24 protein-coding genes are annotated in these 20,040 nt (G+C 63.2%); 12 read left to right on the forward strand and 12 right to left on the reverse strand.

The features are described from left to right. Window positions 1-40: 40 nt before the first annotated feature. Window positions 41-2,677 carry an aminopeptidase N gene (gene pepN / locus E6P07_RS08525; protein WP_153975212.1) on the reverse strand — a complete coding sequence of 879 codons (2,637 nt, stop codon included), beginning with the start codon at window positions 2,675-2,677 and terminating at the stop codon, window positions 41-43. Window positions 2,678-2,785: 108 nt separating this feature from the next. Between pepN and grxC the strand changes: the two genes are divergently transcribed. From grxC to E6P07_RS08545, 4 genes are read left to right on the forward strand one after another with little or no spacing between them, the layout of a single operon-like run. Continuing rightward, window positions 2,786-3,052, forward strand: coding sequence for a glutaredoxin 3 (gene grxC, locus E6P07_RS08530; protein ID WP_153975213.1), 267 nt, complete (start codon window positions 2,786-2,788; stop codon window positions 3,050-3,052). After that, window positions 3,021-3,461 (forward strand): RNA-binding S4 domain-containing protein, encoded by a 441-nt coding sequence (locus E6P07_RS08535; RefSeq protein ID WP_425505128.1) that lies wholly within the window; start codon window positions 3,021-3,023, stop codon window positions 3,459-3,461. The genes grxC and E6P07_RS08535 overlap by 32 nt, the downstream gene beginning before the upstream one ends. 20 nt (window positions 3,462-3,481) lie before the next feature. After that, window positions 3,482-3,940: a hypothetical protein gene (locus E6P07_RS08540; RefSeq protein ID WP_153975214.1), complete on the forward strand. Its 459-nt coding sequence runs from the start codon at window positions 3,482-3,484 to the stop codon at window positions 3,938-3,940. Then, the gene (locus E6P07_RS08545) at window positions 3,937-4,830 is read left to right on the forward strand and encodes an SDR family NAD(P)-dependent oxidoreductase (RefSeq protein WP_153975215.1); all 894 of its coding nucleotides are present in this window, start codon (window positions 3,937-3,939) and stop codon (window positions 4,828-4,830) included. Before E6P07_RS08540 ends, E6P07_RS08545 begins: the two co-directional genes overlap by 4 nt. Here the strand turns inward: E6P07_RS08545 and E6P07_RS08550 are convergent. Further along, the gene (locus E6P07_RS08550) at window positions 4,773-5,360 is read right to left on the reverse strand and encodes an EF-hand domain-containing protein (protein ID WP_153975216.1); all 588 of its coding nucleotides are present in this window, start codon (window positions 5,358-5,360) and stop codon (window positions 4,773-4,775) included. The two genes, E6P07_RS08545 and E6P07_RS08550, sit on opposite strands and share 58 nt — an antisense overlap. A 377-nt stretch (window positions 5,361-5,737) precedes the next feature. Between E6P07_RS08550 and E6P07_RS08555 the strand changes: the two genes are divergently transcribed. Continuing rightward, window positions 5,738-6,523, forward strand: coding sequence for a metallophosphoesterase (locus E6P07_RS08555; protein WP_153975217.1), 786 nt, complete (start codon window positions 5,738-5,740; stop codon window positions 6,521-6,523). Between the two features lie 16 nt (window positions 6,524-6,539). Here E6P07_RS08555 and E6P07_RS08560 read toward each other — a convergent pair whose 3' ends face one another. After that, window positions 6,540-6,830 (reverse strand): acylphosphatase, encoded by a 291-nt coding sequence (locus E6P07_RS08560; RefSeq protein ID WP_153975218.1) that lies wholly within the window; start codon window positions 6,828-6,830, stop codon window positions 6,540-6,542. Window positions 6,831-7,019: 189 nt separating this feature from the next. Here E6P07_RS08560 and wrbA point away from each other — a divergent pair, with 189 nt between their 5' ends. Both wrbA and hda read left to right on the forward strand, forming a co-directional pair. Further along, the gene (gene wrbA, locus E6P07_RS08565; protein ID WP_153975219.1) at window positions 7,020-7,610 is read left to right on the forward strand and encodes an NAD(P)H:quinone oxidoreductase; all 591 of its coding nucleotides are present in this window, start codon (window positions 7,020-7,022) and stop codon (window positions 7,608-7,610) included. A gap of 21 nt (window positions 7,611-7,631) precedes the next feature. Further along, window positions 7,632-8,345, forward strand: a complete 714-nt coding sequence (hda, locus tag E6P07_RS08570) for a DnaA regulatory inactivator Hda (RefSeq protein ID WP_153975220.1) — start codon at window positions 7,632-7,634, stop codon at window positions 8,343-8,345. A gap of 2 nt (window positions 8,346-8,347) precedes the next feature. Here hda and E6P07_RS08575 read toward each other — a convergent pair whose 3' ends face one another. Next, entirely contained in the window at window positions 8,348-8,905 is a 558-nt protein-coding gene (locus E6P07_RS08575) for a CDP-alcohol phosphatidyltransferase family protein (RefSeq protein ID WP_153976187.1), read from the reverse strand. Window positions 8,906-8,996: 91 nt separating this feature from the next. Here E6P07_RS08575 and purM point away from each other — a divergent pair, with 91 nt between their 5' ends. Then, entirely contained in the window at window positions 8,997-10,067 is a 1,071-nt protein-coding gene (purM, locus tag E6P07_RS08580) for a phosphoribosylformylglycinamidine cyclo-ligase (RefSeq protein WP_153975221.1), read from the forward strand. Next, a complete protein-coding gene (purN, locus tag E6P07_RS08585; RefSeq protein WP_153975222.1) occupies window positions 10,057-10,728 on the forward strand; it encodes a phosphoribosylglycinamide formyltransferase in 672 nt (223 codons plus the stop codon). The genes purM and purN overlap by 11 nt, the downstream gene beginning before the upstream one ends. Here purN and E6P07_RS08590 read toward each other — a convergent pair. From E6P07_RS08590 to E6P07_RS08605, 4 genes are all read right to left on the reverse strand, one after another. After that, window positions 10,713-11,336, reverse strand: a complete 624-nt coding sequence (locus E6P07_RS08590) for an Lcl C-terminal domain-containing protein (RefSeq protein WP_246172796.1) — start codon at window positions 11,334-11,336, stop codon at window positions 10,713-10,715. The two genes, purN and E6P07_RS08590, sit on opposite strands and share 16 nt — an antisense overlap. 43 nt (window positions 11,337-11,379) lie before the next feature. Next, on the reverse strand, window positions 11,380-11,637 hold the full coding sequence (locus E6P07_RS08595) for a DUF6489 family protein (RefSeq protein WP_153975224.1): 258 nt from the start codon (window positions 11,635-11,637) through the stop codon (window positions 11,380-11,382). 45 nt (window positions 11,638-11,682) lie between these two features. Beyond that, window positions 11,683-12,141, reverse strand: a complete 459-nt coding sequence (locus tag E6P07_RS08600) for a hypothetical protein (RefSeq protein WP_153975225.1) — start codon at window positions 12,139-12,141, stop codon at window positions 11,683-11,685. 96 nt (window positions 12,142-12,237) lie between these two features. After that, the gene (locus E6P07_RS08605; protein WP_153975226.1) at window positions 12,238-12,804 is read right to left on the reverse strand and encodes an NUDIX hydrolase; all 567 of its coding nucleotides are present in this window, start codon (window positions 12,802-12,804) and stop codon (window positions 12,238-12,240) included. A gap of 222 nt (window positions 12,805-13,026) precedes the next feature. Between E6P07_RS08605 and phoB the strand changes: the two genes are divergently transcribed. Together phoB and phoR are read left to right on the forward strand one after the other, a co-directional pair. Next, on the forward strand, window positions 13,027-13,713 hold the full coding sequence (gene phoB / locus E6P07_RS08610; protein ID WP_153975227.1) for a phosphate regulon transcriptional regulator PhoB: 687 nt from the start codon (window positions 13,027-13,029) through the stop codon (window positions 13,711-13,713). 17 nt (window positions 13,714-13,730) lie between these two features. Further along, a complete protein-coding gene (gene phoR / locus E6P07_RS08615; RefSeq protein ID WP_153975228.1) occupies window positions 13,731-15,107 on the forward strand; it encodes a phosphate regulon sensor histidine kinase PhoR in 1,377 nt (458 codons plus the stop codon). A gap of 42 nt (window positions 15,108-15,149) precedes the next feature. On the opposite strand, the gene E6P07_RS08620 is transcribed toward phoR, so the two are convergent. The 4 genes from E6P07_RS08620 to aroA form a co-directional block, all read right to left on the reverse strand. Then, a complete protein-coding gene (locus tag E6P07_RS08620) occupies window positions 15,150-15,563 on the reverse strand; it encodes an integration host factor subunit beta (RefSeq protein WP_153975229.1) in 414 nt (137 codons plus the stop codon). An 84-nt stretch (window positions 15,564-15,647) separates the two neighbouring features. Next, window positions 15,648-17,330, reverse strand: coding sequence for a 30S ribosomal protein S1 (gene rpsA, locus E6P07_RS08625; protein ID WP_153975230.1), 1,683 nt, complete (start codon window positions 17,328-17,330; stop codon window positions 15,648-15,650). Between the two features lie 168 nt (window positions 17,331-17,498). Next, window positions 17,499-18,173: a (d)CMP kinase gene (gene cmk, locus E6P07_RS08630; RefSeq protein WP_153975231.1), complete on the reverse strand. Its 675-nt coding sequence runs from the start codon at window positions 18,171-18,173 to the stop codon at window positions 17,499-17,501. Further along, window positions 18,170-19,504 carry a 3-phosphoshikimate 1-carboxyvinyltransferase gene (gene aroA, locus E6P07_RS08635; protein WP_153975232.1) on the reverse strand — a complete coding sequence of 445 codons (1,335 nt, stop codon included), beginning with the start codon at window positions 19,502-19,504 and terminating at the stop codon, window positions 18,170-18,172. Before aroA ends, cmk begins: the two co-directional genes overlap by 4 nt. Window positions 19,505-19,694: 190 nt before the next feature. Here aroA and yhbY point away from each other — a divergent pair, with 190 nt between their 5' ends. After that, window positions 19,695-19,997 carry a ribosome assembly RNA-binding protein YhbY gene (gene yhbY / locus E6P07_RS08640; RefSeq protein ID WP_153975233.1) on the forward strand — a complete coding sequence of 101 codons (303 nt, stop codon included), beginning with the start codon at window positions 19,695-19,697 and terminating at the stop codon, window positions 19,995-19,997. Window positions 19,998-20,040 lie beyond the last annotated feature (43 nt).

The raw sequence follows: 20,040 nt of genomic DNA on the forward strand, positions 1-20,040 counted from the left end.
ACCGGCGAACACCCAACCAGCACGGGTGCGTCGGCCTGGTTCAAGCCAGCGCCTTGGAGGCGACCTCGAACACATCGCTCGACAGACCTTCGCGCCCGAGGATGCGCTCCAGTTCGGTCCGCATCAGGGCCTGCCGCCCGGCATCGAACCTTCGCCAGCGCTCGAAGGGTTTGAGGAGCTGCGCGGCCAGTACCGGATTGATCGGGTCGAGTTCCAACACCTGATCGACCAGGAAGCGGTAACCGGACCCATCGACGGCATGGAAGCACACCTGGTTGGTCTTGGCGAAGGTGCCGACCAGGGCACGCACCCGATTGGGATTGTGCGGGCTGTAATCCGGGTGGTGGATGAGGGCCTTCACCCGCTCCAAGGCATCCGGACGCGCGAACTTGGCCTGGACCGAGAACCACTTGTCGATCACCAACGGCTCACCTGTCCACCGGCGATAAAAGGACTGGAGCGCCGCCTCTGCCTCGTCTCCACCCTGATCGACCAGCAGACCGAGCGCGGCCATGACATCGGTCATATTGTGCGCGGTCTCGAACTGGGCGCGACAGCAGGCGAGCCCGGATTCATCCCCGGCATACACCAGATAGCTCAGGGCCAGATTCTTGAGCGCACGCCGACCGACCGCCTCGGGCGCAAAGACATAGGGTCCGGTCTCGGCGTGGGAGTCATAGATGGCGAGCAGCTCGGTGCGCAGCCGGCAGCCCAGTTCGCACATCAGATGTCGATGGGCGCGATGGAGACCCTCGACATCGATCACCGCCATTCGGTCGCCCAGATAGGTCTCGCTGGGGAGGGTCAGCATCTCGGCGAGCAGTGCCCGATCGGCAGTGGTGTCGCCCAGGGCGTGCCGAAAGGCGGCGAGGTAATCCTCGGGAATGGGGTGGGTCTCATCCGCGACCAGCGCCAGGATCAGGCGTTCGTGCAGGGTCTGGGCGGCATCCCAGCGACAGAAGCCGTCGCGGTCATGGGCCATGAGGAACAGCCGGTCGGCGTCGCTGAGATCGTCATGGACCCGGACCGGGGCCGAAAAGCCGCGCAGGATGGAGGGCACCGGGCGCTCGCTCAGACCGGTGAAGACGAACTGCTGCTCGGGCTCGGTGAGTTCCAAAAGGCGCGTTCCAGGCGCCGGTGGTTCGGGTTCACCGGCCAGCCATACTGGTGATTCGCGCCCATCGGGACCGAGCAGCCCGATGGCCAGCGGGATGTGCAAGGGCCGCTTGATCGGCTGGTTGGGTGTCGGCGGCGTCTCTTGGCGCACGTTCAGGGTATAGGTCCAGGTCGCCGCATCATAGTGACCCCGAATGAAGAGCTCGGGCGTGCCGGCCTGTTCGTACCAACGCCGAAATTGGCTCAGGTCGCGCCCGCTCGCATCTTCCATGCAGCGCACGAAGTCCTCGATGGTCACGGCCTGACCGTCGTGACGCGCGAAATAGAGGTCGGTTGCGTGCCTAAAGGTCGTGGGGCCGAGCAAGGCGGACTGCATCCGCACCAGTTCGGCGCCCTTGTCATAGACGGTCGCGGTATAGAAGTTGTCGATCTCGATGTAGGACTCGGGGCGCACCGGGTGGGCCAGGGGCCCCGCATCCTCGGCGAACTGATGGGTGCGCAGGGCCCGCACGTCACGGATGCGCTTGACCGCGCGCGAGCCGACATCGGAGCTGAACTCTTGATCGCGATAGACGGTGAGCCCCTCCTTCAGACTCAACTGGAACCAATCGCGACAGGTGATGCGATTGCCGGTCCAATTATGGAAATACTCGTGCGCAATGATGCTCTCGATGCCGTCGAAATCGGCATCGGTGGCCGTGTCGGGACGCGCGAGCACGAACTTGTCGTTGAAAATATTGAGCCCCTTGTTCTCCATCGCGCCCATGTTGAAGTGGCTGACAGCGACGATCATGTAGAAATCCAGATCGTACTCGCGCCCGAAGCGTTCCTCGTCCCAGCGCATCGCCTTCTTGAGCGCGTTTAAGGCGTGCTCGCCCTTGTCGCGATTGTGCGGCTCGACGAACAATTGGAGTCGGACCTCGCGCCCCGAAGCGGTGACAAAGCGATCCTCGATCAGGCTGAGATCGCCGGCGACCAGGGCGAATAGATAACTCGGTTTGGGGAAGGGGTCTTCCCAGGTGACACTGTGACGCCCGTCGGTGAGTTCGGCGCGCGCGATCGGGTTGCCGTTGGACAAGAGCACCGGAAAGCGCGCCTGATCGGCGATGAGGGTGGTGGTGTAGCGCGCCAGAACGTCCGGTCGGTCGAGGAAATAGGTGATGCGCCGAAAATTCTCGGCCTCACACTGGGTGCAGAGCAGGTCGCCGGACTGATAAAGCCCCTTGAGCGCGGTGTTGAGACTCGGCTCGATCTCGACTTGGGTCTCCAGGGTGAAGCGGTCGGGTACCTGATACAGGGTCAGACCCCTAGGATCGACCCGATACTCGGTGGAGGCGAGGACCCGACCGTCGATGGCCAGGTGCGTCAGTCGCAACTCCTCGCCATCTAGCCACAGATCACCGCCCCCCGGGGGCGCGGCCGGATTGCGCCGCAGATCTAGCCGCGATTCGACGTGCGTGCACTCGGGATCGAGTTCGAATCTGAGCTCCACCCGATCGATCAGGAACTCGGGTGGACGATAGTCCTTGAGATGGATGGGCTGGGGGGTCTCGCGATACATGGTGCAACCTGAGCGTCTGAGAGGAGTGTGGACGACACGACTTGACTGAAACGGAGCCAGGGGTGAAGCTCGCACACCAAGGCCAATCTTCGCAATAGTTCGGACACCATGCCCCAGGTCACTGTCTACACGACCCAAACCTGCCCCTACTGCGACCGCGCGCGGCGCCTACTCAAGCGCAAGGGCGTCCACTTTACCGAGATCCCAGTCGATCAAGATCGCGCGCGCATGACCGAGATGGTCGAGCGCAGCGGTCGCCATACGGTCCCACAGATCTTCATCGATGACTTCCACGTCGGCGGCTATGACGACATGGTGCTGCTCGACATGGAGGGCGAACTCGATGAACGCCTCGGACTCGACACCGATGACTGAGCGGGTCGACAATCCGGCCGACGCCATCCGGCTCGACAAATGGCTGTGGGCGGCGCGCTTCTTCAAGACCCGTCAGCTGGCGATCGAGGCCATCAACGGCGGCAAGGTCCATGTCGACGGCCAGCGCGTCAAGCCAAGCCGCCTCATCCGCCCCGGCAGCCGACTGGAGATCCACAAGGACAGCCTGAGCTGGGAGATCGAGGTGCGGGCGATCAACACCCAACGCCGTCCCGCCGCCGAGGCCGCCCTACTCTATGCCGAGTCCGAGGCCAGCCGGCTCAGACGTCAGGAACTGGTCCGCGAGCGGCGCGAACTCGGCGTGGCAGCACCTGATCGCAAGGGTCGTCCCACCAAGCGCGATCGTCGCCGGATCCAGCGCTTCACCGAACACGGCGATTCGGTCGGCTGAGCCTGAACAGGGGTCGCGCCATGGACAACGACGCCCTCCGCGACACCTACCGCGCCGTCAACGAGCGCGCCTGTCCCTATGAGAAGACCATCCTGAGCGGCAACGGCGGCTGCTCGCTGGCGCGCCGGTTCTGTATCGCCGAACGCGAAGGGGTGCAGTGCGGCTCGGCCCAGGCCTGGACGGATTGTCTGGCCCTGCTCGAAACCCTAAGACGTCAAGCCCGCTTTGCGCTCAAGTCGAGCGACACCCACAGCGCCCTGCCCCACACCAAGACCATGCGTCTCCAGGTCGGCGGATTGCGCGGACTGTGTGTGGCCTTGGCGCCGGAAACGCCTGCCCCCAGCTCCATCGAGGACATCCAATCCAAGGTCGCCGAGGCAATCGTTCGGTTCGGCGCGCTTGATGCCCTGCCCTATGCGCTTATCCTGCGCGAAATCGCTCAGTATCAGCCACGCCGACGTCAGGGGCGCGAGAGATGAAGACAGCCCTCGTCACAGGTGCCAACTCTGGGCTAGGCCGCGCCATCGCCCAGGGACTGGCTGCCGCCGACTGGCGCGTAGGTCTGGTGGCACGCGATCTGGAACGGGGTGAGGCCGCCCTGGCCGAGATCCAGGCTGCTACCGGCAATCCGCAGCTTTGGCTGTTCGTCGCCGATCTGGCCAGCCAGTCTGAGGTGCGTGCCCTGGCCAACGCCGTGCTCGGGCATTTCGACGCCCTGCATCTACTCGTCAACAACGCCGGCACCGCCTTTCGCGAGCGACGTCTGAGTCCGGATGGGATCGAGCGTGCCCTGGCCGTCAATCATCTGGCGCCTTTCCTGCTCACTCACCTGCTGCTCGATCGGCTCATTGCCAGCGCACCGGCCCAGATCATCAACGTCGGAACGCGCATGAACACGGCCATGGACCTCGACGATTGGAATTGGGAGCGCCGTCCCTATCGGATGATGGCGGCCTATGGCCAGTCCAAGCTCGGCAACCTACATTTCACCTTCGAGCTGGCGCGGCGGCTTGCCGGCACGGGCGTGCGGGTCAACTGCGTCTTTCCTGGTGTTTTTCGCTCCAATCTCGGTGGGACGGACGGCGCTCAGGGGGTGTTCTGGCGGTTGGTCGACCGGCTGATCGGCTGGGCGCTGCCCACACCCGAGCGCGCCGCCCACGCCGTTCTGCGACTGGCGCTCGACGATACCCTCTCGCTCACTGGCGCCTATCTCTGGAACGGTCGAGCGATCGCGGCGCCGGCCCAGGCGCGCGATCCCGAGATGAACCGACGGGTCTGGATCCTGAGCCTGGCAGCCACCGATCTCCTCGATCAGGCGACCAGTGACAGCGAATCACCGGACGCAGTTGAGCGAGAGGATGCACCATAGGCGTTCAAAATTTGCATGATGCGCTGCATCACCAAGAGGTTGGGCCGGCTGTCCTGTTCAGGGCTTACCGACTCGGTCGCGGCTGTGGTCTCGGCCTTTGACCCAGCCTCAGCAGAGGCGTCGAGACGCTGGCTGCCGAGCCTCTGGACAAACGTCATCGCCTCGTTTCCCAAGCGCTCGACGTGGTCCTGGAGGAACGCGAGGCTGTCGGTCAGGGCGCGCATCCCCTCGGTGAGATCATCCGAGCTCACCGTGCCGTCGCCGTCCATGTCGAGTGCGGCGACTACATCTTCGACGCCTGGAAGCGTCAAATTTTTGTCGGACTCGTCCTTGGATTCGGCCAGACCCAAGCCAGAGAAGGCCGTCTCGAAGTCCTTGGCATCGAGATAGCCCTTGCCCTTGGTGTCCAGACTGGAAAACACCTGCTCCAGGGTCTTGGAGCGTTCCTGGTCGTCGCTGATGGTGCGCAACGCCCCATTGAAGGTGGAGCCGATGTCGCCAAGACCGCTCGTGATCGTGCTAATACTCATCTTGTTAAACTCCCAACGGCTGAGGGTGCAGGATCGCCCAGGGAGCAATGATCGGAGCGATCATTCGGTTCTGGGCGGCTCGTTTCCCATATCAGCAAGCGCCGGGCCAGTTTGCACGGACTCAGTCTGACATTAAGATGTGAAGGGGTTCACGCTTCTCGCCGATCGGCTTACCGAAAGTGACAAGGGTTGTGAACGGCGTCATCGCGACTAGCGTCCGGGATTGTTAAAAAAGACAGGCATGGACACCTGACCTGAACGGATTCCCCCTTGGAAAGACTTGACTGGAACTGAACGACATGTCGCAACACCCCCCTTTTCGACCAGTGCATCCACCCCGTTCGGGACAGATCAACGCCATGATGGTGGAGTCCAAGATGCCGTTTCGTCTTGTGCAGCTGACAGATCCCCACCTCTTCGCCGATCCGAGCGGGCAGCTACTCGGCATCACGACACGCCGCAGCTTCGAATCGGTCCTGACACTGGCGCTATCTGGGAGCACACCGCCCGATGCCCTGCTCCTGACGGGCGACCTGGTGCATGACGAGACCCCAGCGGGCTATCGTTATCTGGGTGAGCGGCTCAGGAGAACCGGGGTTCCGCACTTTTGCATCGGCGGCAACCACGACGTCCCGGCCCTGATGACCGAGCACCTGGATTCGGTGGCCCCTGGCCCCTTGGCACTACGTCGGCTTGGCCACTGGAATCTGATCCTGCTCGATTCGAGCATTCCAGAAAGCGATGGCGGATCCTTAACGCCGACCCAGCTCACCCAGCTCGCCCAGCTATTGGACGATGAACGGGCCCCTACCCTCATCGCCCTACACCACCATCCGACGGCCATCGGCAGTGCCTGGATCGACCGGATCGGGGTCGCAAACGGCGCCGAGCTGCTCGCCCTGTGCGAAGGTCACGCCCAGGTCAAGGCCATCCTTTTCGGTCATATCCATCAGGACTTTTCGGCACGGCATGGAGGCTATCTGCTCTTGGGCGCGCCCTCGACCTGTCTTCAGTTCAGGCCCGGAAGCCCTGAGTTTGCGATCGACGCCTGCTCGCCCGGTTATCGTGAACTCAGACTCCACCCGGATGGACGCCTCGAGACCCGGGTCGCGCGGCTTGAACAGTACTCCGAAATGCCGCTTTATCTGGCGGGCGGATACTGACGGACGGGGCGGCTGCTCATTCGATGATAAATCCAGTCTGCTCCTGATAGTTCAGCGGCTCGCAGACCAGACCCGTCACCTCGGCCAGGGCCGGTCCGACGCGCAGCCAGTCGCGCAGCTGCGCCACAGCAGACGCCTTGCCGCACGCGAGTACCTCCACCCGCCCATCGCTGAGGTTGCGCGCATAGCCGGTCAGGCCCAGTCGCATCGCCTGTTCGCGCGTCGAGGCGCGAAAGAAGACGCCCTGGACACGCCCGGCAATCACACAGCGATAGCAGACCCGATGCTCGGCGGATCGCTCGTCCATCGTTGAATCCTCCCGGTTATTGTTGTGGATCACTCGCCGCAACCTGCTTTAGCCCTGGCAGGGCGTTTGATGGCGGGGCGATTCTCACCGGATCCATCCCTGGGATCAAGGATAGCGATTGGCGCGCGCCGCCTTGCATGCTTAAATCATCGGACATGCAACCAACAGCATCCGACATGCAACCAGGTTATGAGCTATATCCTGATTCTCTACTACAGCCGCCACGGCGCCACTGCCGAGATGGCGCATCAGGTCGCGCGCGGCGTGGAGAGTGCCGGACTGGAGGCACGTCTGCGCACGGTCCCGCCCGTCTCCACAGTCTGTGAGGCCACCGAGCCAGCCGTCCCCGCCGCCGGCGCACCCTATGTCGAGCTCGAGGATCTGCGCGACTGCGCTGGTCTGGCGCTCGGCAGCCCGACGCGCTTCGGCAACATGGCGGCGGCCATGAAATATTTTCTCGACGACACCAGCAGTCTATGGCTTACCGGCGCCCTGGCCGGCAAGCCGGCTGGTGTCTTCACCTCGACATCCAGTCTGCACGGCGGACAGGAATCGACCCTGCTGAGCATGATGCTACCGCTGCTCCATCATGGAATGCTGATCGTGGGCCTGCCGTACAGCGAAACCGATCTGCTGTATACCCAGAGCGGTGGCACACCCTATGGTCCCTCGCATCTGGCAGGGACCGAGAACGATCGGCCACTGACGGAAGAGGAAAAGCGACTCTGTCAGGCCCTCGGCCGACGTCTAGCAACCACGGCCGCGAGACTGGCGAGCTGAGAGGCCCAGGCGAGGCCCGAGTTGAACGGCTCGACCCCGCAGCTCCATCTGCCACTCGAACGGCACCCCGAGCCGACCCTGGAGTCCTATCGTCCAGGGCCGAATGCCGAGGCCCTGGAGGCCGTCACGGCTATGGCACGGGGCGCCGGCGAGCCCTATGTGCTGCTCTTCGGCACGACCGGCACGGGCAAGACCCATCTGCTTCAAGCCGCCTGCCAGGCCGTCGCGCGCCTCGGGCGTCAGGCCCATTTCGTACCGCTCGGGATGGCGGATCTGGATCCGGCGATGCTGGAGAACCTGGAACAGCTGGATCTGGTGGCGATCGACGATATCCAGTGCATCGTCGGCGACCCGGCCTGGGAGCGCGCCCTCTTCGACCTCTTCAACCGGATACGCGAGCAGGGACGCTCATTGCTCGGTGCGACCAATGCCGCGCCCGAAAGCCTGAGGTTCAGGCTGCCAGATCTGGCCTCGCGTCTGCTATGGGGTCCGCGTTATCGGCTGCTGCCGTTGTCGGATCTGGACTCTGAGCAGCTCCTGCTGGAGGCGGCGCACAGCCGCGGGATGCGGCTGGCCCCGGAGCTGGTGCGCTTCATCATGAGCCACGCTGCGCGTGATCCGGCCTCTCTGCTCGATCTCTTGGCGCGGCTCGATAGTCTCAGCCTCCGCGAGCAGCGTCTGCCAAGCATCCCCCTGGTCCGGCGCCTCCTGCAGTCCTCCGATGACATCGCCTGAACTCAGTCAGGCTTGCGCCCTTTGGCGATCGCCTTGCGGCCCCAGATCCAGACATACTGCACCCCGCTGACCACCACGGTGATCAGACAGGCCCAGATCAACGCCCCAATCAAGACCTCCGGCAGATCCACGACCCCGGCATCGAGGATGACGGCCACGACCAGTAGGATCTGCATCGCCGTATTGACCTTGCTGATGAGGATGGGGGCCGCCTCGACCTCGGCGACCAGATAGTTGTAAAGCAGGGCGCCGCTGACGATCACCAGATCCCGAAAGATCACCGCCAACACCAGCCAGAGCGGAATGAGCCCCTGGGACCCGAGCACCAGGAAGCAGCACACGAGCAGGATCTTGTCGGCCAAGGGATCGAGCAGACCCCCGAGCCGACTCTGCCAACCATAGTGCTTGGCCAAGAAGCCGTCGAGCCCATCCGAGATCCCAGCGATGACGAACAGGATCAAGGCCCAACCGAATTCCTGAACCACGAGCAGATAGACCACAGGGATCACGGCGATCAGCCGCAACACACTGATGATGTTTGGGAGATCACTGAGCTTCAACAGACTCATGGCGCCGACGCCTAGGCAACACACGAAGGAGAGATGACGGCTATACTAGCGCACCTCGATTCGTCAAGACTGGAGCCATCGCGTGCCGCAGGATTCCTCGCCTCTATCCACAGCCCTCAGTTACCGCGCGGCCGGCGTCGACATCGACGCCGGCACCCGACTCGTCGAGCGGATCAAGCCACTGGCCGCCGCCACGCACCGCCCCGGCGTACTCGATGGGCTGGGCGGGTTCGGGGCGCTGTTCGAGCTGCCGCTGGAGCGCTTTCGCCGCCCGGTCCTGGTCTCGGGCACCGACGGGGTGGGCACCAAGCTCAGGCTGGCGATCGAACTGGGGCGTCATGACAGCATTGGGATCGATCTGGTCGCCATGTGTGTCAATGACGTCCTGGTCAGCGGGGCCGAGCCTCTGTTCTTCCTCGATTACTATGCCACCGGCCAGCTGGACGTCGAGGTCGCCGCTGAAGTCGTCGGCGGCATCGCGCGCGGTTGTACCCTGGCCGGCTGCGCCCTGGTCGGGGGCGAGACCGCCGAGATGCCCGGGCTCTATGGCGCGGGCGATTATGACCTCGCCGGCTTCTGTGTCGGTATCGTCGAGAGGGACGATCTCATCCAGCCCGAGCGGGTCAGGCCAGGAGATCGGTTGATCGCGCTCGCCTCCTCGGGGCCGCATTCCAACGGCTATTCGCTGATCCGCAAGATCATTGCGACCAGAGGCGCGGATCTAAACCAAGCCTTGGGCGAGACGACGCTGGGCGAGGCCCTGCTGGCGCCGACCCGGATCTATGTCCGCTCGGTCCTCGCCCTAACCCGGCTGCAGCGCGTCCATGCCCTGGCCCACATCACCGGCGGTGGTCTGACCGACAACCTCCCGCGGGTGCTGCCACCCGGGACCCAGGCCCGTATCGATCTCGACTCCTGGACCCCTCCGGCGGTGTTTGACTGGATCCAGCGTCAGGGTGGCATCGCTGAGTCCGAGATGCGGCGGACCTTCAACTGTGGGGTTGGGATGGTGATCGGCGTGGCCGCAGAGGACGTCGAGACCGCGTTGGACCATCTGCGTGCTCAGGGTGAGACGGCCTGGGTCATCGGTGAGATCGAGGCGAGCGAGGGTGCACCTCGGGTCATCTATCAAGGCGGTCGGCATGCCCTCTGAACGCACACCGCTGGCCGTGGTCGTACTCATCTCAGGCAACGGAAGCAATCTCCAGGCCCTGATCGATGCCCAGGAACAGGGCGCACCCTACCGGATCCGGGCCGTCATCAGCAACGAACCCACGGCCTTTGGACTGGAACGCGCACGGCGCCACGGCATCCCGACCCAGGTCATCGACCACCGCGACTATCCGGATCGTGCCAGCTTCGATGTCGCCTTGGCGAAGACGATCGATGGATATGACCCAGGCCTGGTCGTGCTGGCTGGTTTTATGCGTATCCTGACGCCGGAGTTCGTCGCGCACTATCGCGGACGGTTGCTCAACATCCATCCCTCGCTGCTCCCAAAATACCGGGGACTGCATACCCACAGGCGCGTGCTCGAGGCTGGCGACACCGAGCATGGCGCCAGCGTGCATTTCGTCACCCCCGAGCTCGATGGTGGACCCGTGGTCCTTCAGGCGCGGGTCCCGGTGCAACCCGGGGACGACCCGGACACCCTGGCAGCACGGGTCCTCAAGCAGGAACACCGCCTCTATCCGACCGTGGTGCGCTGGTTTGCCGAGGGCCGGCTGTGGCTCGATGGGTCTGGGCGCCCCTGTCTCGACGGCGAGGTGCTGGATGAACCGCGTCGGATCGGTCCGGATCAGGGGTTGAGCTGATCGCTCTCCTCTTCCATGCCCGGCTCGCGACCATCGTGGGGTTCGAGTGTCCGCTCGGCATGCGGCAGACAGGTTGCAGGCCGCGCCGGCGAACAGGATCCGGCGTCCCGGACCAACCGGACATAGAAGGCATCGCGCGACGTGCCATAGCCGAGATGGCCACGGCGGAAGTCGAGGGTCCAGGCGCTGTCGGGATAATAGGTCGCCGGATCTGAGGTCCAGAAGTATCCCGCTGGTGTGCGCGGAAAGGTGACGCTGTCGATGCCGAGTCCATGGCAGCGGCGACGCAACAGGGAGCGCAGTTCATCCTGGGTCGGCAGGCGCCAGTCGGCATAACCAGCAAAACGCGAGTCACGCGCACGCCATCTCGCCTCTTCTAGCCTGAATGTCTGCGGTTCGCCCATCGCACAGCCGACCCCGCCTGAGCCTTCTGGGCACTGTTTCCACATCAATCCCGTGCTGTGATCATAGACCGTACCGTCCTGGATTGGGATGTAGTGCGGTTCGGGCATGGGTGCGGCGTCCCAGTCGACACAGTCCTGAGCGGCCGCCAGTCTGGACAATAAAACCAGCGACGACACCACCAGACGCGCCAATCGCTCGACCACCCCTCGATCAAGCTCTCGAAACGCGCACCAACTGGAAGGCGCGTTATTTGGATCCGTCCCCATCCCTCTTGGCACCAGAGGCCGGAAGACTCGAGATGAGCTTCTGGAAATAGTCCCAGGAGGCCAGCGTCCCGGACAGATAGGGCTGAAAGAGCTTGAGCGGGTCATAGCCCTCGGCCCCCGCCTGCATGCGCTCCCGGATGTCCTCCATGAGCTGGCGCTGAAAGGCCTCGACGTCCGGGAGGCCGAAGAGCTTGCGCATTTCTTCGGGGGTGATCTCGACATCAACCGTGATCTTCATTGAAGCAAAACCCTCCCAAGCGGTCGTGAGTCGTATGTCGGGTGTCTAATGACGCCGCACGCGCGGGATGTCTTCCAGGACAGGTTCTTCGACCTGAATGCTGCGCCGCACGCGCCGACCGATCAGGACACAGGCATGCTCGAAGGCGCGTTCGGCCTCGCGGGCGTTCCAGTCCCATTCTGACGGATGGGCGCTGGCCGGACACTGCCAGTGCCCGGTGATCAATACCGAGCCAAGGCGCAGTTCCAGCGTCCAATCGTGCCAGACCATATCCGGTTGATCATCCTCGACGAACTCCTGTTCGACGAGCCGAACATAGTGACCGGACTGATCGTCCATGGCGATCTGGTTGGTGATGACCAGGCTGTCATCGATACAGCTACTCCAGCCGGTATGGACGGCGCTCGCCGTGGACATGAGGGCATGGATGAGGAGGGCAGGGGTGAGCGTCAGGGACAAGGGGGTATCCCAGTCCGGTTCGCCTGTATCTCTATCGAGTGTCATTGAATGTAACATGGACCTGTGTTACCGCCGGCGACCCGATCTGAGCGCCAAGAAATCAAGTCTAGTTGGACGAGCCAGCAACGGCAATGCGGGCAATCAACACCCTGGATCTTCCAAGCGCATCTCGGCCTGACCGCGTAGATAGGCCCCGGCACGATAAAGGCCAACCAGTGTCTTGCCGTCGATGATGGTGCCATCGTCGCACCAGTCGAGCGCCTGGCTTAACGGCATCCAGTGGATCTCGATCACCTCGCCGTGCTCATGGGCGTGCGGCAGCTCAGTCAGACTGCGCCCCAGCCATAGATGGATGACCTCGTTGAAGATCCCGGGCGAGCTGTACATTGGACCCAGATCGATCCAGTCGTTGGCCTGTAGCCCGGCCTCTTCGGCCAGCTCACGCCGCGCGGTTGCCAGCGGGGTCTCACCAGCATCGAGGCGGCCCGCCGGCAGCTCCCAGATCCAGCCCCTGGCCGCATGCCGGAATTGACGCAGCAGACAGACGCGCTCCTGCTCGTCGATGGCCACCGCCGCCGCGCCGCCCGGATGGCGCACCAACTCTAGATCGACCTGGCTACCGTCCGGGAGTGCGACCGTCTCGACGGCGACCTCAATGACCTTGCCCTGATAGATCAACTCGCGTTTCAGGATCTCGCCTTCTGTCATTTCAGAGTCTCCTTAAAGAGGCCCGCACCTCGGGGTCACAGGGCCTCTCTTGTGTCATGAGGGGGTTACACTAGTCTTGCAGCACAGCCTCGGCAAGCTTGGGTCGCGCTGCGCGAGCAATTCGGACGAGGCGGTCATGTAACCGTCATTGATCGTCCATAAAATCATTCGTGTTCCAGCGCTGGTGCGCTGTTCCGTTTCAGCTTTCAGGTCCATATCCCCATGACCACCATTCTTGTCATCGATGATGAGCCGGACATCCGCGAGGTCATGCGGTTCGCGCTCGAGAGTTCGGACTTCCGCGTCATGGAGGCCGGTCACGCCGATGAGGCACGCAAACTCTTGGGCAGCGAGAACCCGGACCTCATCCTGCTTGACTGGATGCTGCCCGGGCGCTCCGGGCTGGAGCTTGCGCAGCAGCTCAAGCAGAGCCCCAAGACCAAATCGATCCCAGTCATTATGGTCAGTGCACGCGGCGAGGAGGAGGATCGCGTCAAAGGACTCGACACCGGCGCCGACGACTATATCGCCAAGCCGTTCTCGCCGCGCGAGATGGTCGCGCGCGTCAAGGCGGTGTTGCGGCGTGCCAAGCCAGACGAGGCCAGCGACGAGATCGAGATCGGCGGACTGGTGATGGACAATCTCGGGCATCGAGTCACGGCCGGCGGTCGCCCGATCGAGATCGCACCGACCGAATACCGGCTGCTGCACTTCTTCATGACCCATGCCGACCGCGCCTTCAGCCGTTCGCAGTTACTCGATCAGGTCTGGGGCGATCAGGTCTATGTCGAGGAGCGCACCGTCGATGTGCATGTACGCCGTCTGCGCAAGGCACTGGAGCCGACCGGACATGACCGGCTTTTGCAAACCGTGCGCGGCGTCGGCTATCGCTTCTCGGACAAGATTTGAACGAAGATCCGTAGCGCATGGACTTGATTCGTGGCGATCTGGGACAGGCCGCGTTAATCGATCTGGCCCTACTGCTCGCGCCGATCACCCTGGGACTGACCACAGTCGCGCTCGGTGTCGATCCGGCCTGGGTTTGGCCCTGGGTGCTACTGCCACCCCTGCTGCGCTACCCCTGGCTACTGATCCGGCTTGCGCTCCTGATCCAGCGCCGCCATCGACTTGCCCCACCCTTTCCGCTCGGGCTCTGGGGTGAGGTCTATCGCGGGATCGCGCGCTATCAGCAACGCGGGCGCAAGAGTCGCAGGCGTCAGATCCGCTTCAGCCGACGCTTTCGCGAGGCGGCCAATGCCCTTCCCGATGCCCTGGTCATCCTCGACAAACACCATCGCGTCGAATGGGCCAATCCGGCGGCCTCCAAGTTGATGAATATCCGTTGGCCCGAGGACGACCATCGCCCCCTCACGGAGATCCTGAAACAGCCCGAGATCCTGCCCTTCATCGAGGCGGGTGAGTATATGCGTCCGCTCGACATCGCGCCCGAGCATAACCGCGCGATCATGCTGTCATTGCGCATCACGCCCTTTGGTGAGCGCAAGAAACAGCGGCTGGTGGTCGGACGCGACATCACCAAGATCTATCACCTCAATATGATTCGGCGCGATTTCGTCGCCAATGCCTCGCACGAATTGCGCACACCCCTGACCGTGATCGCCGGTTTTCTGGAGACCCTGCTCGATGCATCCGACACCCCGCTCCAGCATCGGCGTCCGCTGACCCTGATGCGCAACCAGACCGATCGCATGTGCTCAATCATCGAGGATCTACTCACACTCTCACGGTTGGAGATGAGCGAGCGTCCCGAAGAACAGGAGACCGTGGATGTACCAGACGAGCTCCATCTGATCTTGCAGGAGGCTCAGACCCTAAGCCAGGGCCGGCACATCTTCGAGACTCGAATCGATGAAGATCTGCTCTTGCTCGGCAGCTCGCCTGAGCTGCGCAGCGCCTTCTCCAATCTGATCTTCAACGCAGTCAAGCACACACCCGAGGGCACGCACATCCGTATCCTCTGGCAGCATGATATCGATGGGGTCGAATTTAGCGTCACCGACGATGGTCCGGGCATTCCATCCGAGCATCTGCCGCGGCTGACCGAGCGCTTCTATCGCGTCGACCGCGCGCGCTCACGCGAATCGGGCGGAACGGGTCTGGGACTGGCGATCGTCAAGCATGTGCTCAACCGGCACGATGGACGGCTCAGGATCACCAGCGAGCTTGGGCGCGGGTCGCGCTTTATCTGCCGTTTTCCGGCCAACCGCGCCCTGATTCGGGACGACCGCGAGTCGGTCAGGGTCGATGAGATTCGGATACACGCAAGCTCGCTTAGGCCTTGACACCCGCCTAAGGAGGCGGCGATGAAGGCCGGAATGCAAAACTTAGCCGATCTCGGCAGACATCAAGACAGATTTTGCCTCGTTATCTTCAGGGATCGCTGGCGAGCGCCTCTTCTGGAACGCCTGATTGACGCGATCGCGCAACTCCTTGCCCGGCTTGAAGTGCGGGACGTATTTGGCGGCCAGGGCGACCGACTCGCCCGTCTTGGGGTTACGCCCGAAGCGCGGCGGGCGGTAGTGGAGAGAGAAACTGCCGAACCCACGGATCTCGATCCGTTCTCCGTTGGCAAGCGCCGTGCTCATGCGCTCAAGGATCTTTTTGACCGCTTCCTCGACATCCTTGTAAGGAAGGTGGTCCTGGTCGGCGGCTAGAATGTCGATCAGATCCGACTTGGTTAGATGTTTGCGGGAAACGCTCCCTGAATCGAAAGTATCGATCAACTCCGATTGCGTCATATCGTTTGACTCCACGGAAAATCGATCGGGGATCGGCCTAATGGCGCGACCCCCATATCCTTGCGGCTGAAAGGGGCTCAGGCCTTAGCTGCCGCGCTGAGCCTCTTCCATCTGCTCCTTGAAGATGTCGCCGAGTGTGGCAGTGGCAGCGGACGCATCGCGCGAATAGCCCTTGATCGCGCTCTGCTCGTCCTCGGCGTCCTTGGCCTTCATCGACAGCGACAGGGTGCGGTTCTTGCGATCGACACCCAGGAACTTGGCCTCGATCTCCTCGCCGACCTTGAGCACGGTCCGAGCGTCCTCGACCCGATCGCGCGAGATCTCAGAGGCACGCAGATAGCCCTCGACGCCCTCACCGAGCGTGATGGTCGCACCCTTGGCATCGACCTCGGTGACCACGCCCTTGACCACACTCCCCTTCTCGTGCAGGGCAACGAAGCTGGAGAAGGGGTCCTTGTCGAGTTGCTTGACGCCGAGCGAGATGCGCTCGCGTTCGGGGTCGACCGAGAGCACCACGGTCTCAAGCTCGTCGCCCTTCTTATAACGACGCAGCGCATTCTCGCCCGTCTCGTCCCAGGAGATGTCGGACAGATGCACCAGACCATCGATACCGCCTTCGAGACCGATGAAGATCCCGAAGTCGGTGATCGACTTGATCTTGCCGGAGACGTGATCACCCTTCTTGTGGGTCGCAGCGAACTCTTCCCAGGGGTTCATGGTGCACTGTTTGATGCCGAGCGAGATGCGGCGCCGCTCCTCGTCGATGTCGAGCACCATGACCTCGACCTCGTCGCCCAGGTTGACGACCTTGGAGGGATGGATGTTCTTGTTGGTCCAGTCCATCTCGGAGACGTGCACCAGACCCTCGACACCCTCCTCGATCTCGACGAAGCAGCCGTAGTCGGCGATGTTGGTGACCTTGCCGAAGACACGGGTGCCCTCGGGATAACGACGCGAGATGTTGACCCAGGGGTCTTCGCCCATCTGCTTGAGGCCGAGCGAGACACGCTGACGCTCGCGATCGAACTTGAGCACCTTGACCGTGATCTCGTCACCGATCTCGACCACCTCAGACGGATGCTTGACGCGCCGCCAGGCCATGTCGGTGATGTGCAGCAGACCATCGATACCACCCAGATCCAGAAAGGCCCCATAGTCGGTGAGGTTCTTGACCACACCCTTGACCTCCATGCCCTCTTCGAGGTTTTTGAGAAGCTGTTCACGCTCGGCGCTGTACTCTTCCTCGACCACGGCGCGGCGCGAGACCACGACGTTGTTGCGCTTGCGATCAAGCTTGATGACCTTGAATTCTTGTTCCTTGCCTTCGAGATAGGTGGTGTCACGTACCGGACGCACATCGACTAGAGAGCCTGGCAAGAAGGCGCGCACCGTACCCAAATCGACAGTGAAGCCACCCTTGACCTTGCCGTTGATGAGCCCCTTGACGGTCTCACCCTTCTCGTACGCCTTCTCCAGATAATCCCAGGCCGCGAAACGCTTGGCCTTTTCGCGCGAGAGACGGGTCAGGCCGAAGCCATCTTCGACGGCCTCGAGGGCCACCTCGACCTGGTCGCCGATCGCCACCTCCAGCTCACCTTCGGGGTTGAGGAATTGACTGCGTGGGATGATGCCTTCGGACTTGAGCCCGGCATTGATCACGACGTTGTCGGCGGTAATGTCGATGACGGTGCCGACGACAACGGTACCCGGCTGAAGCTGGGTGGTGTTCAGACTTTGTTCGAAGAGTTCGGCGAAGCTTTCGGTCATGAGATCCAAGTATCCTGAGAATGGCGCGCTGTCTCGTCCCATCCGGGACGAGAGGTGTTTTGAGTAAATGAATGAGGTCGAGGTTTCCACATCGACCCTGCCTGTTTTGACCGCTGTCCGTCGCTGCTCCAAGTTGAGTCGGCTGGATGCAAGCGGCCTTGAGGGGCCTCAGGCGATCGCTTCTGGAAAGACGCGCCTAACCTCTTCCAGGACGCGATCGAGCACTTCGGCAATGGACATCTGGGTGGAATCCACCAATACAGCGTCCTCGGCAGGACACAGAGGGGCCACTGGGCGGGACCGGTCGCGCGCGTCCCGTTCGCGGATGTCCGCTACAAGTCGGGCGAGGTTAGCATTCAACCCCTTTTCCTTCAACTGTTTATAGCGGCGTTCGGCGCGGACCTCGGGGCTGGCGTCGAGAAAGATCTTCAGCCGTGCCTGGGGGAAGACCACGGTACCCAGGTCGCGCCCGTCGGCCACCAGTCCAGGCAAGCGGGCGAAGTGGCGCTGCCGGTCGAGTAGGGCCGCACGCACGCCCGGATGGGCGGCCACGCGCGAGGCGGCCAGACCGGCCTCTTCAGTGCGGATGGTGTCGGTCACGTCCTCGCCGGACAGGAGCACCCGTCTGGCCTGGAACTCGACCGGCAAGGCGGTAGCCAGTGGGATCAGCGCCTGGGGGTCATCGAGATCCAGTCCCTGCCGAGCAGCGGCCAGACCCAAGGCCCGATAGAGTGCACCGCTGTCGAGCGCGTGCCAACCGAGCCGCTCGGCCAGGAGCTGCATGAGCGTGCCCTTGCCGGTACCAGAGGGACCGTCGATGGTGAGGATCGGGATCGAGGTCATGGACGCTGTTCCTCGATCCGCAATCCGGCGCGGGCGGCGAGTGCCGGGAAGCCTGGGAAGGAGGTCTCGACATTGGCACAGTCGCGCACCTCGATCGGTCCGGTGGCGCGCAGTCCGGCGATGGCAAAGGACATCGCGATGCGGTGGTCGCCCTGGGTCTCGATCGCGTTCTCGCCCGTGGCCGAGCCCAGGGTGCCGCCCTGGATCCGGATGCCGTCTGGGGTGGGTTCGGCCTGGATGCCGAGTTTGATCAGACCCTCGGCCATCACCTGGATCCGGTCGCTTTCTTTGACCCGTAGCTCCTCGGCCCTGGTCAGGACCGTCTCGCCCTCGGCGCAGGCGGCGGCGATAAAGAGGACAGGGAACTCATCGATGGCCAGGGGCACCTGATCGACCGGGATCCGGATCCCGCGCAGCCGGGCCGACTTGACGCGGATGTCGGACACCGGCTCACCACCAGCGTTGCGTTTGTCGAGCAGTTCGATGTCGGCCCCCATGGCGCGCAGGATATTGATGACGCCGACCCGGGTCGGATTGATGCCGACCTCCTCCAGCAATAGATCGGACCCGGGTGCGATGCTGGCACCGACCAGGAAGAAGGCGGCGGATGAGATGTCGGCAGGGATGCGCAGTCGGCAGGCGGTCAGGCGTCCCCCACCGGTGAGACAGACGCGCAAACCCTGGCGGCGCACCGAGTAGCCGAAGGCGGTCAGCATGCGCTCGGTGTGGTCTCGCGTGGGTTCTGGCTCGGTGACGCAGGTCTCACCCTCGGCATAGAGTCCGGCCAGCATCAGGCAGGACTTGACCTGGGCGCTGGCCATCGGCAGGCGGTATTCGATGCCGTTCAGATGATCTACCGGCTCAATGATCAAGGGCGCGGTACCGGCTGGGCTGGTGCGGATCTTGGCGCCCATGAGCGCCAGCGGCTCGGTGACACGGCGCATCGGACGGCGGGTCAGTGACTCATCGCCCACCAGCGTGGCCGAAAACCCCTGTCCGGCCAACAGCCCCGCCAGCAGACGCATGGCCGTGCCCGAATTGCCCATATCGAGCGTCGTTTCGGGTGCGCGCAGACCACGCATCCCGACGCCCTCGATCACGAGCTCGCCTTCGTTCGGCCCCTCGATCGGCACACCCATGGCGCGGAAGGCCGCAAGCGTGGCCAGGGCGTCGGCCCCCTCCAGAAAGCCGCTGACCTGGGTACGCCCCTCGGCGATGGACGCGAGCATAATGGAACGATGCGAGATCGATTTGTCGCCCGGCACGCGCAGACGTCCGCGCAGTGTGCTACCGGGGGTGATGAGGTAGCGATGATCGATGAGCGAGGACAAGGCGTCTCCTTAAGGCGCACATGGCCGGTGATGAAAGGGTTGACATTGTAGCAGTCGCTGGGCGGCGAACCAACGCGCGCCACGCCGGGACGGAAATTCGAGTAGGATGGCGTCCCGACTCGTTCGAGCGTCATTTCGGACGCCCCTCGCAGCGGCCTACTCCCGTTTACACCCGAAAAGATCGACCCCCATGACCCTCACCGAGAAACAGAAACGCTGGATCAAGCCCCAGGTCCATCATCTCAAGCCTGTGGTGCTCATCGGACAACAGGGCCTCACCGACTCTGTGCTGGCCGAGATCGAGCGCGCGCTCGACCATCACGAATTGATTAAGGTCCGCGTCAACGCCGGCGACCGTGATGAGCGCGATGCCGCCATCGGCCTGATCTGCCAACGCACTGGCGCGGATCTCGTGAGCCGCGTTGGCCATGTCGCCGCGCTCTATCGCCACAACCCCAGGAAGCGCGACCCCATCGTGTTGCCAAAGCTCTAAGGCGCACACTGAACCGATGGCGTGAACCAAGGCACCACTCGGT

Origin of the sequence: Thermochromatium tepidum ATCC 43061, from assembly GCF_009664085.1 — a bacterium.
In the GTDB taxonomy this organism is placed as follows: domain Bacteria; phylum Pseudomonadota; class Gammaproteobacteria; order Chromatiales; family Chromatiaceae; genus Thermochromatium; species Thermochromatium tepidum.

Excerpts from the sequence above, each read along its gene's own strand:
- pepN (WP_153975212.1), bottom strand. The coding sequence starts at position 2,677 with ATGTATCGCGAGACCCCCCAGCCCATCCATCTCAAGGACTATCGTCCA.
- grxC (WP_153975213.1), top strand. The coding sequence starts at position 2,786 with ATGCCCCAGGTCACTGTCTACACGACCCAAACCTGCCCCTACTGCGAC.
- E6P07_RS08535 (WP_425505128.1), top strand. The coding sequence starts at position 3,021 with ATGAACGCCTCGGACTCGACACCGATGACTGAGCGGGTCGACAATCCG.
- E6P07_RS08540 (WP_153975214.1), top strand. The coding sequence starts at position 3,482 with ATGGACAACGACGCCCTCCGCGACACCTACCGCGCCGTCAACGAGCGC.
- E6P07_RS08545 (WP_153975215.1), top strand. The coding sequence starts at position 3,937 with ATGAAGACAGCCCTCGTCACAGGTGCCAACTCTGGGCTAGGCCGCGCC.
- E6P07_RS08550 (WP_153975216.1), bottom strand. The coding sequence starts at position 5,360 with ATGAGTATTAGCACGATCACGAGCGGTCTTGGCGACATCGGCTCCACC.
- E6P07_RS08555 (WP_153975217.1), top strand. The coding sequence starts at position 5,738 with ATGCCGTTTCGTCTTGTGCAGCTGACAGATCCCCACCTCTTCGCCGAT.
- E6P07_RS08560 (WP_153975218.1), bottom strand. The coding sequence starts at position 6,830 with ATGGACGAGCGATCCGCCGAGCATCGGGTCTGCTATCGCTGTGTGATT.
- wrbA (WP_153975219.1), top strand. The coding sequence starts at position 7,020 with ATGAGCTATATCCTGATTCTCTACTACAGCCGCCACGGCGCCACTGCC.
- purN (WP_153975222.1), top strand. The coding sequence starts at position 10,057 with ATGCCCTCTGAACGCACACCGCTGGCCGTGGTCGTACTCATCTCAGGC.
- E6P07_RS08595 (WP_153975224.1), bottom strand. The coding sequence starts at position 11,637 with ATGAAGATCACGGTTGATGTCGAGATCACCCCCGAAGAAATGCGCAAG.
- E6P07_RS08600 (WP_153975225.1), bottom strand. The coding sequence starts at position 12,141 with ATGACACTCGATAGAGATACAGGCGAACCGGACTGGGATACCCCCTTG.
- E6P07_RS08605 (WP_153975226.1), bottom strand. The coding sequence starts at position 12,804 with ATGACAGAAGGCGAGATCCTGAAACGCGAGTTGATCTATCAGGGCAAG.
- phoB (WP_153975227.1), top strand. The coding sequence starts at position 13,027 with ATGACCACCATTCTTGTCATCGATGATGAGCCGGACATCCGCGAGGTC.
- phoR (WP_153975228.1), top strand. The coding sequence starts at position 13,731 with ATGGACTTGATTCGTGGCGATCTGGGACAGGCCGCGTTAATCGATCTG.
- E6P07_RS08620 (WP_153975229.1), bottom strand. The coding sequence starts at position 15,563 with ATGACGCAATCGGAGTTGATCGATACTTTCGATTCAGGGAGCGTTTCC.
- rpsA (WP_153975230.1), bottom strand. The coding sequence starts at position 17,330 with ATGACCGAAAGCTTCGCCGAACTCTTCGAACAAAGTCTGAACACCACC.
- cmk (WP_153975231.1), bottom strand. The coding sequence starts at position 18,173 with ATGACCTCGATCCCGATCCTCACCATCGACGGTCCCTCTGGTACCGGC.
- yhbY (WP_153975233.1), top strand. The coding sequence starts at position 19,695 with ATGACCCTCACCGAGAAACAGAAACGCTGGATCAAGCCCCAGGTCCAT.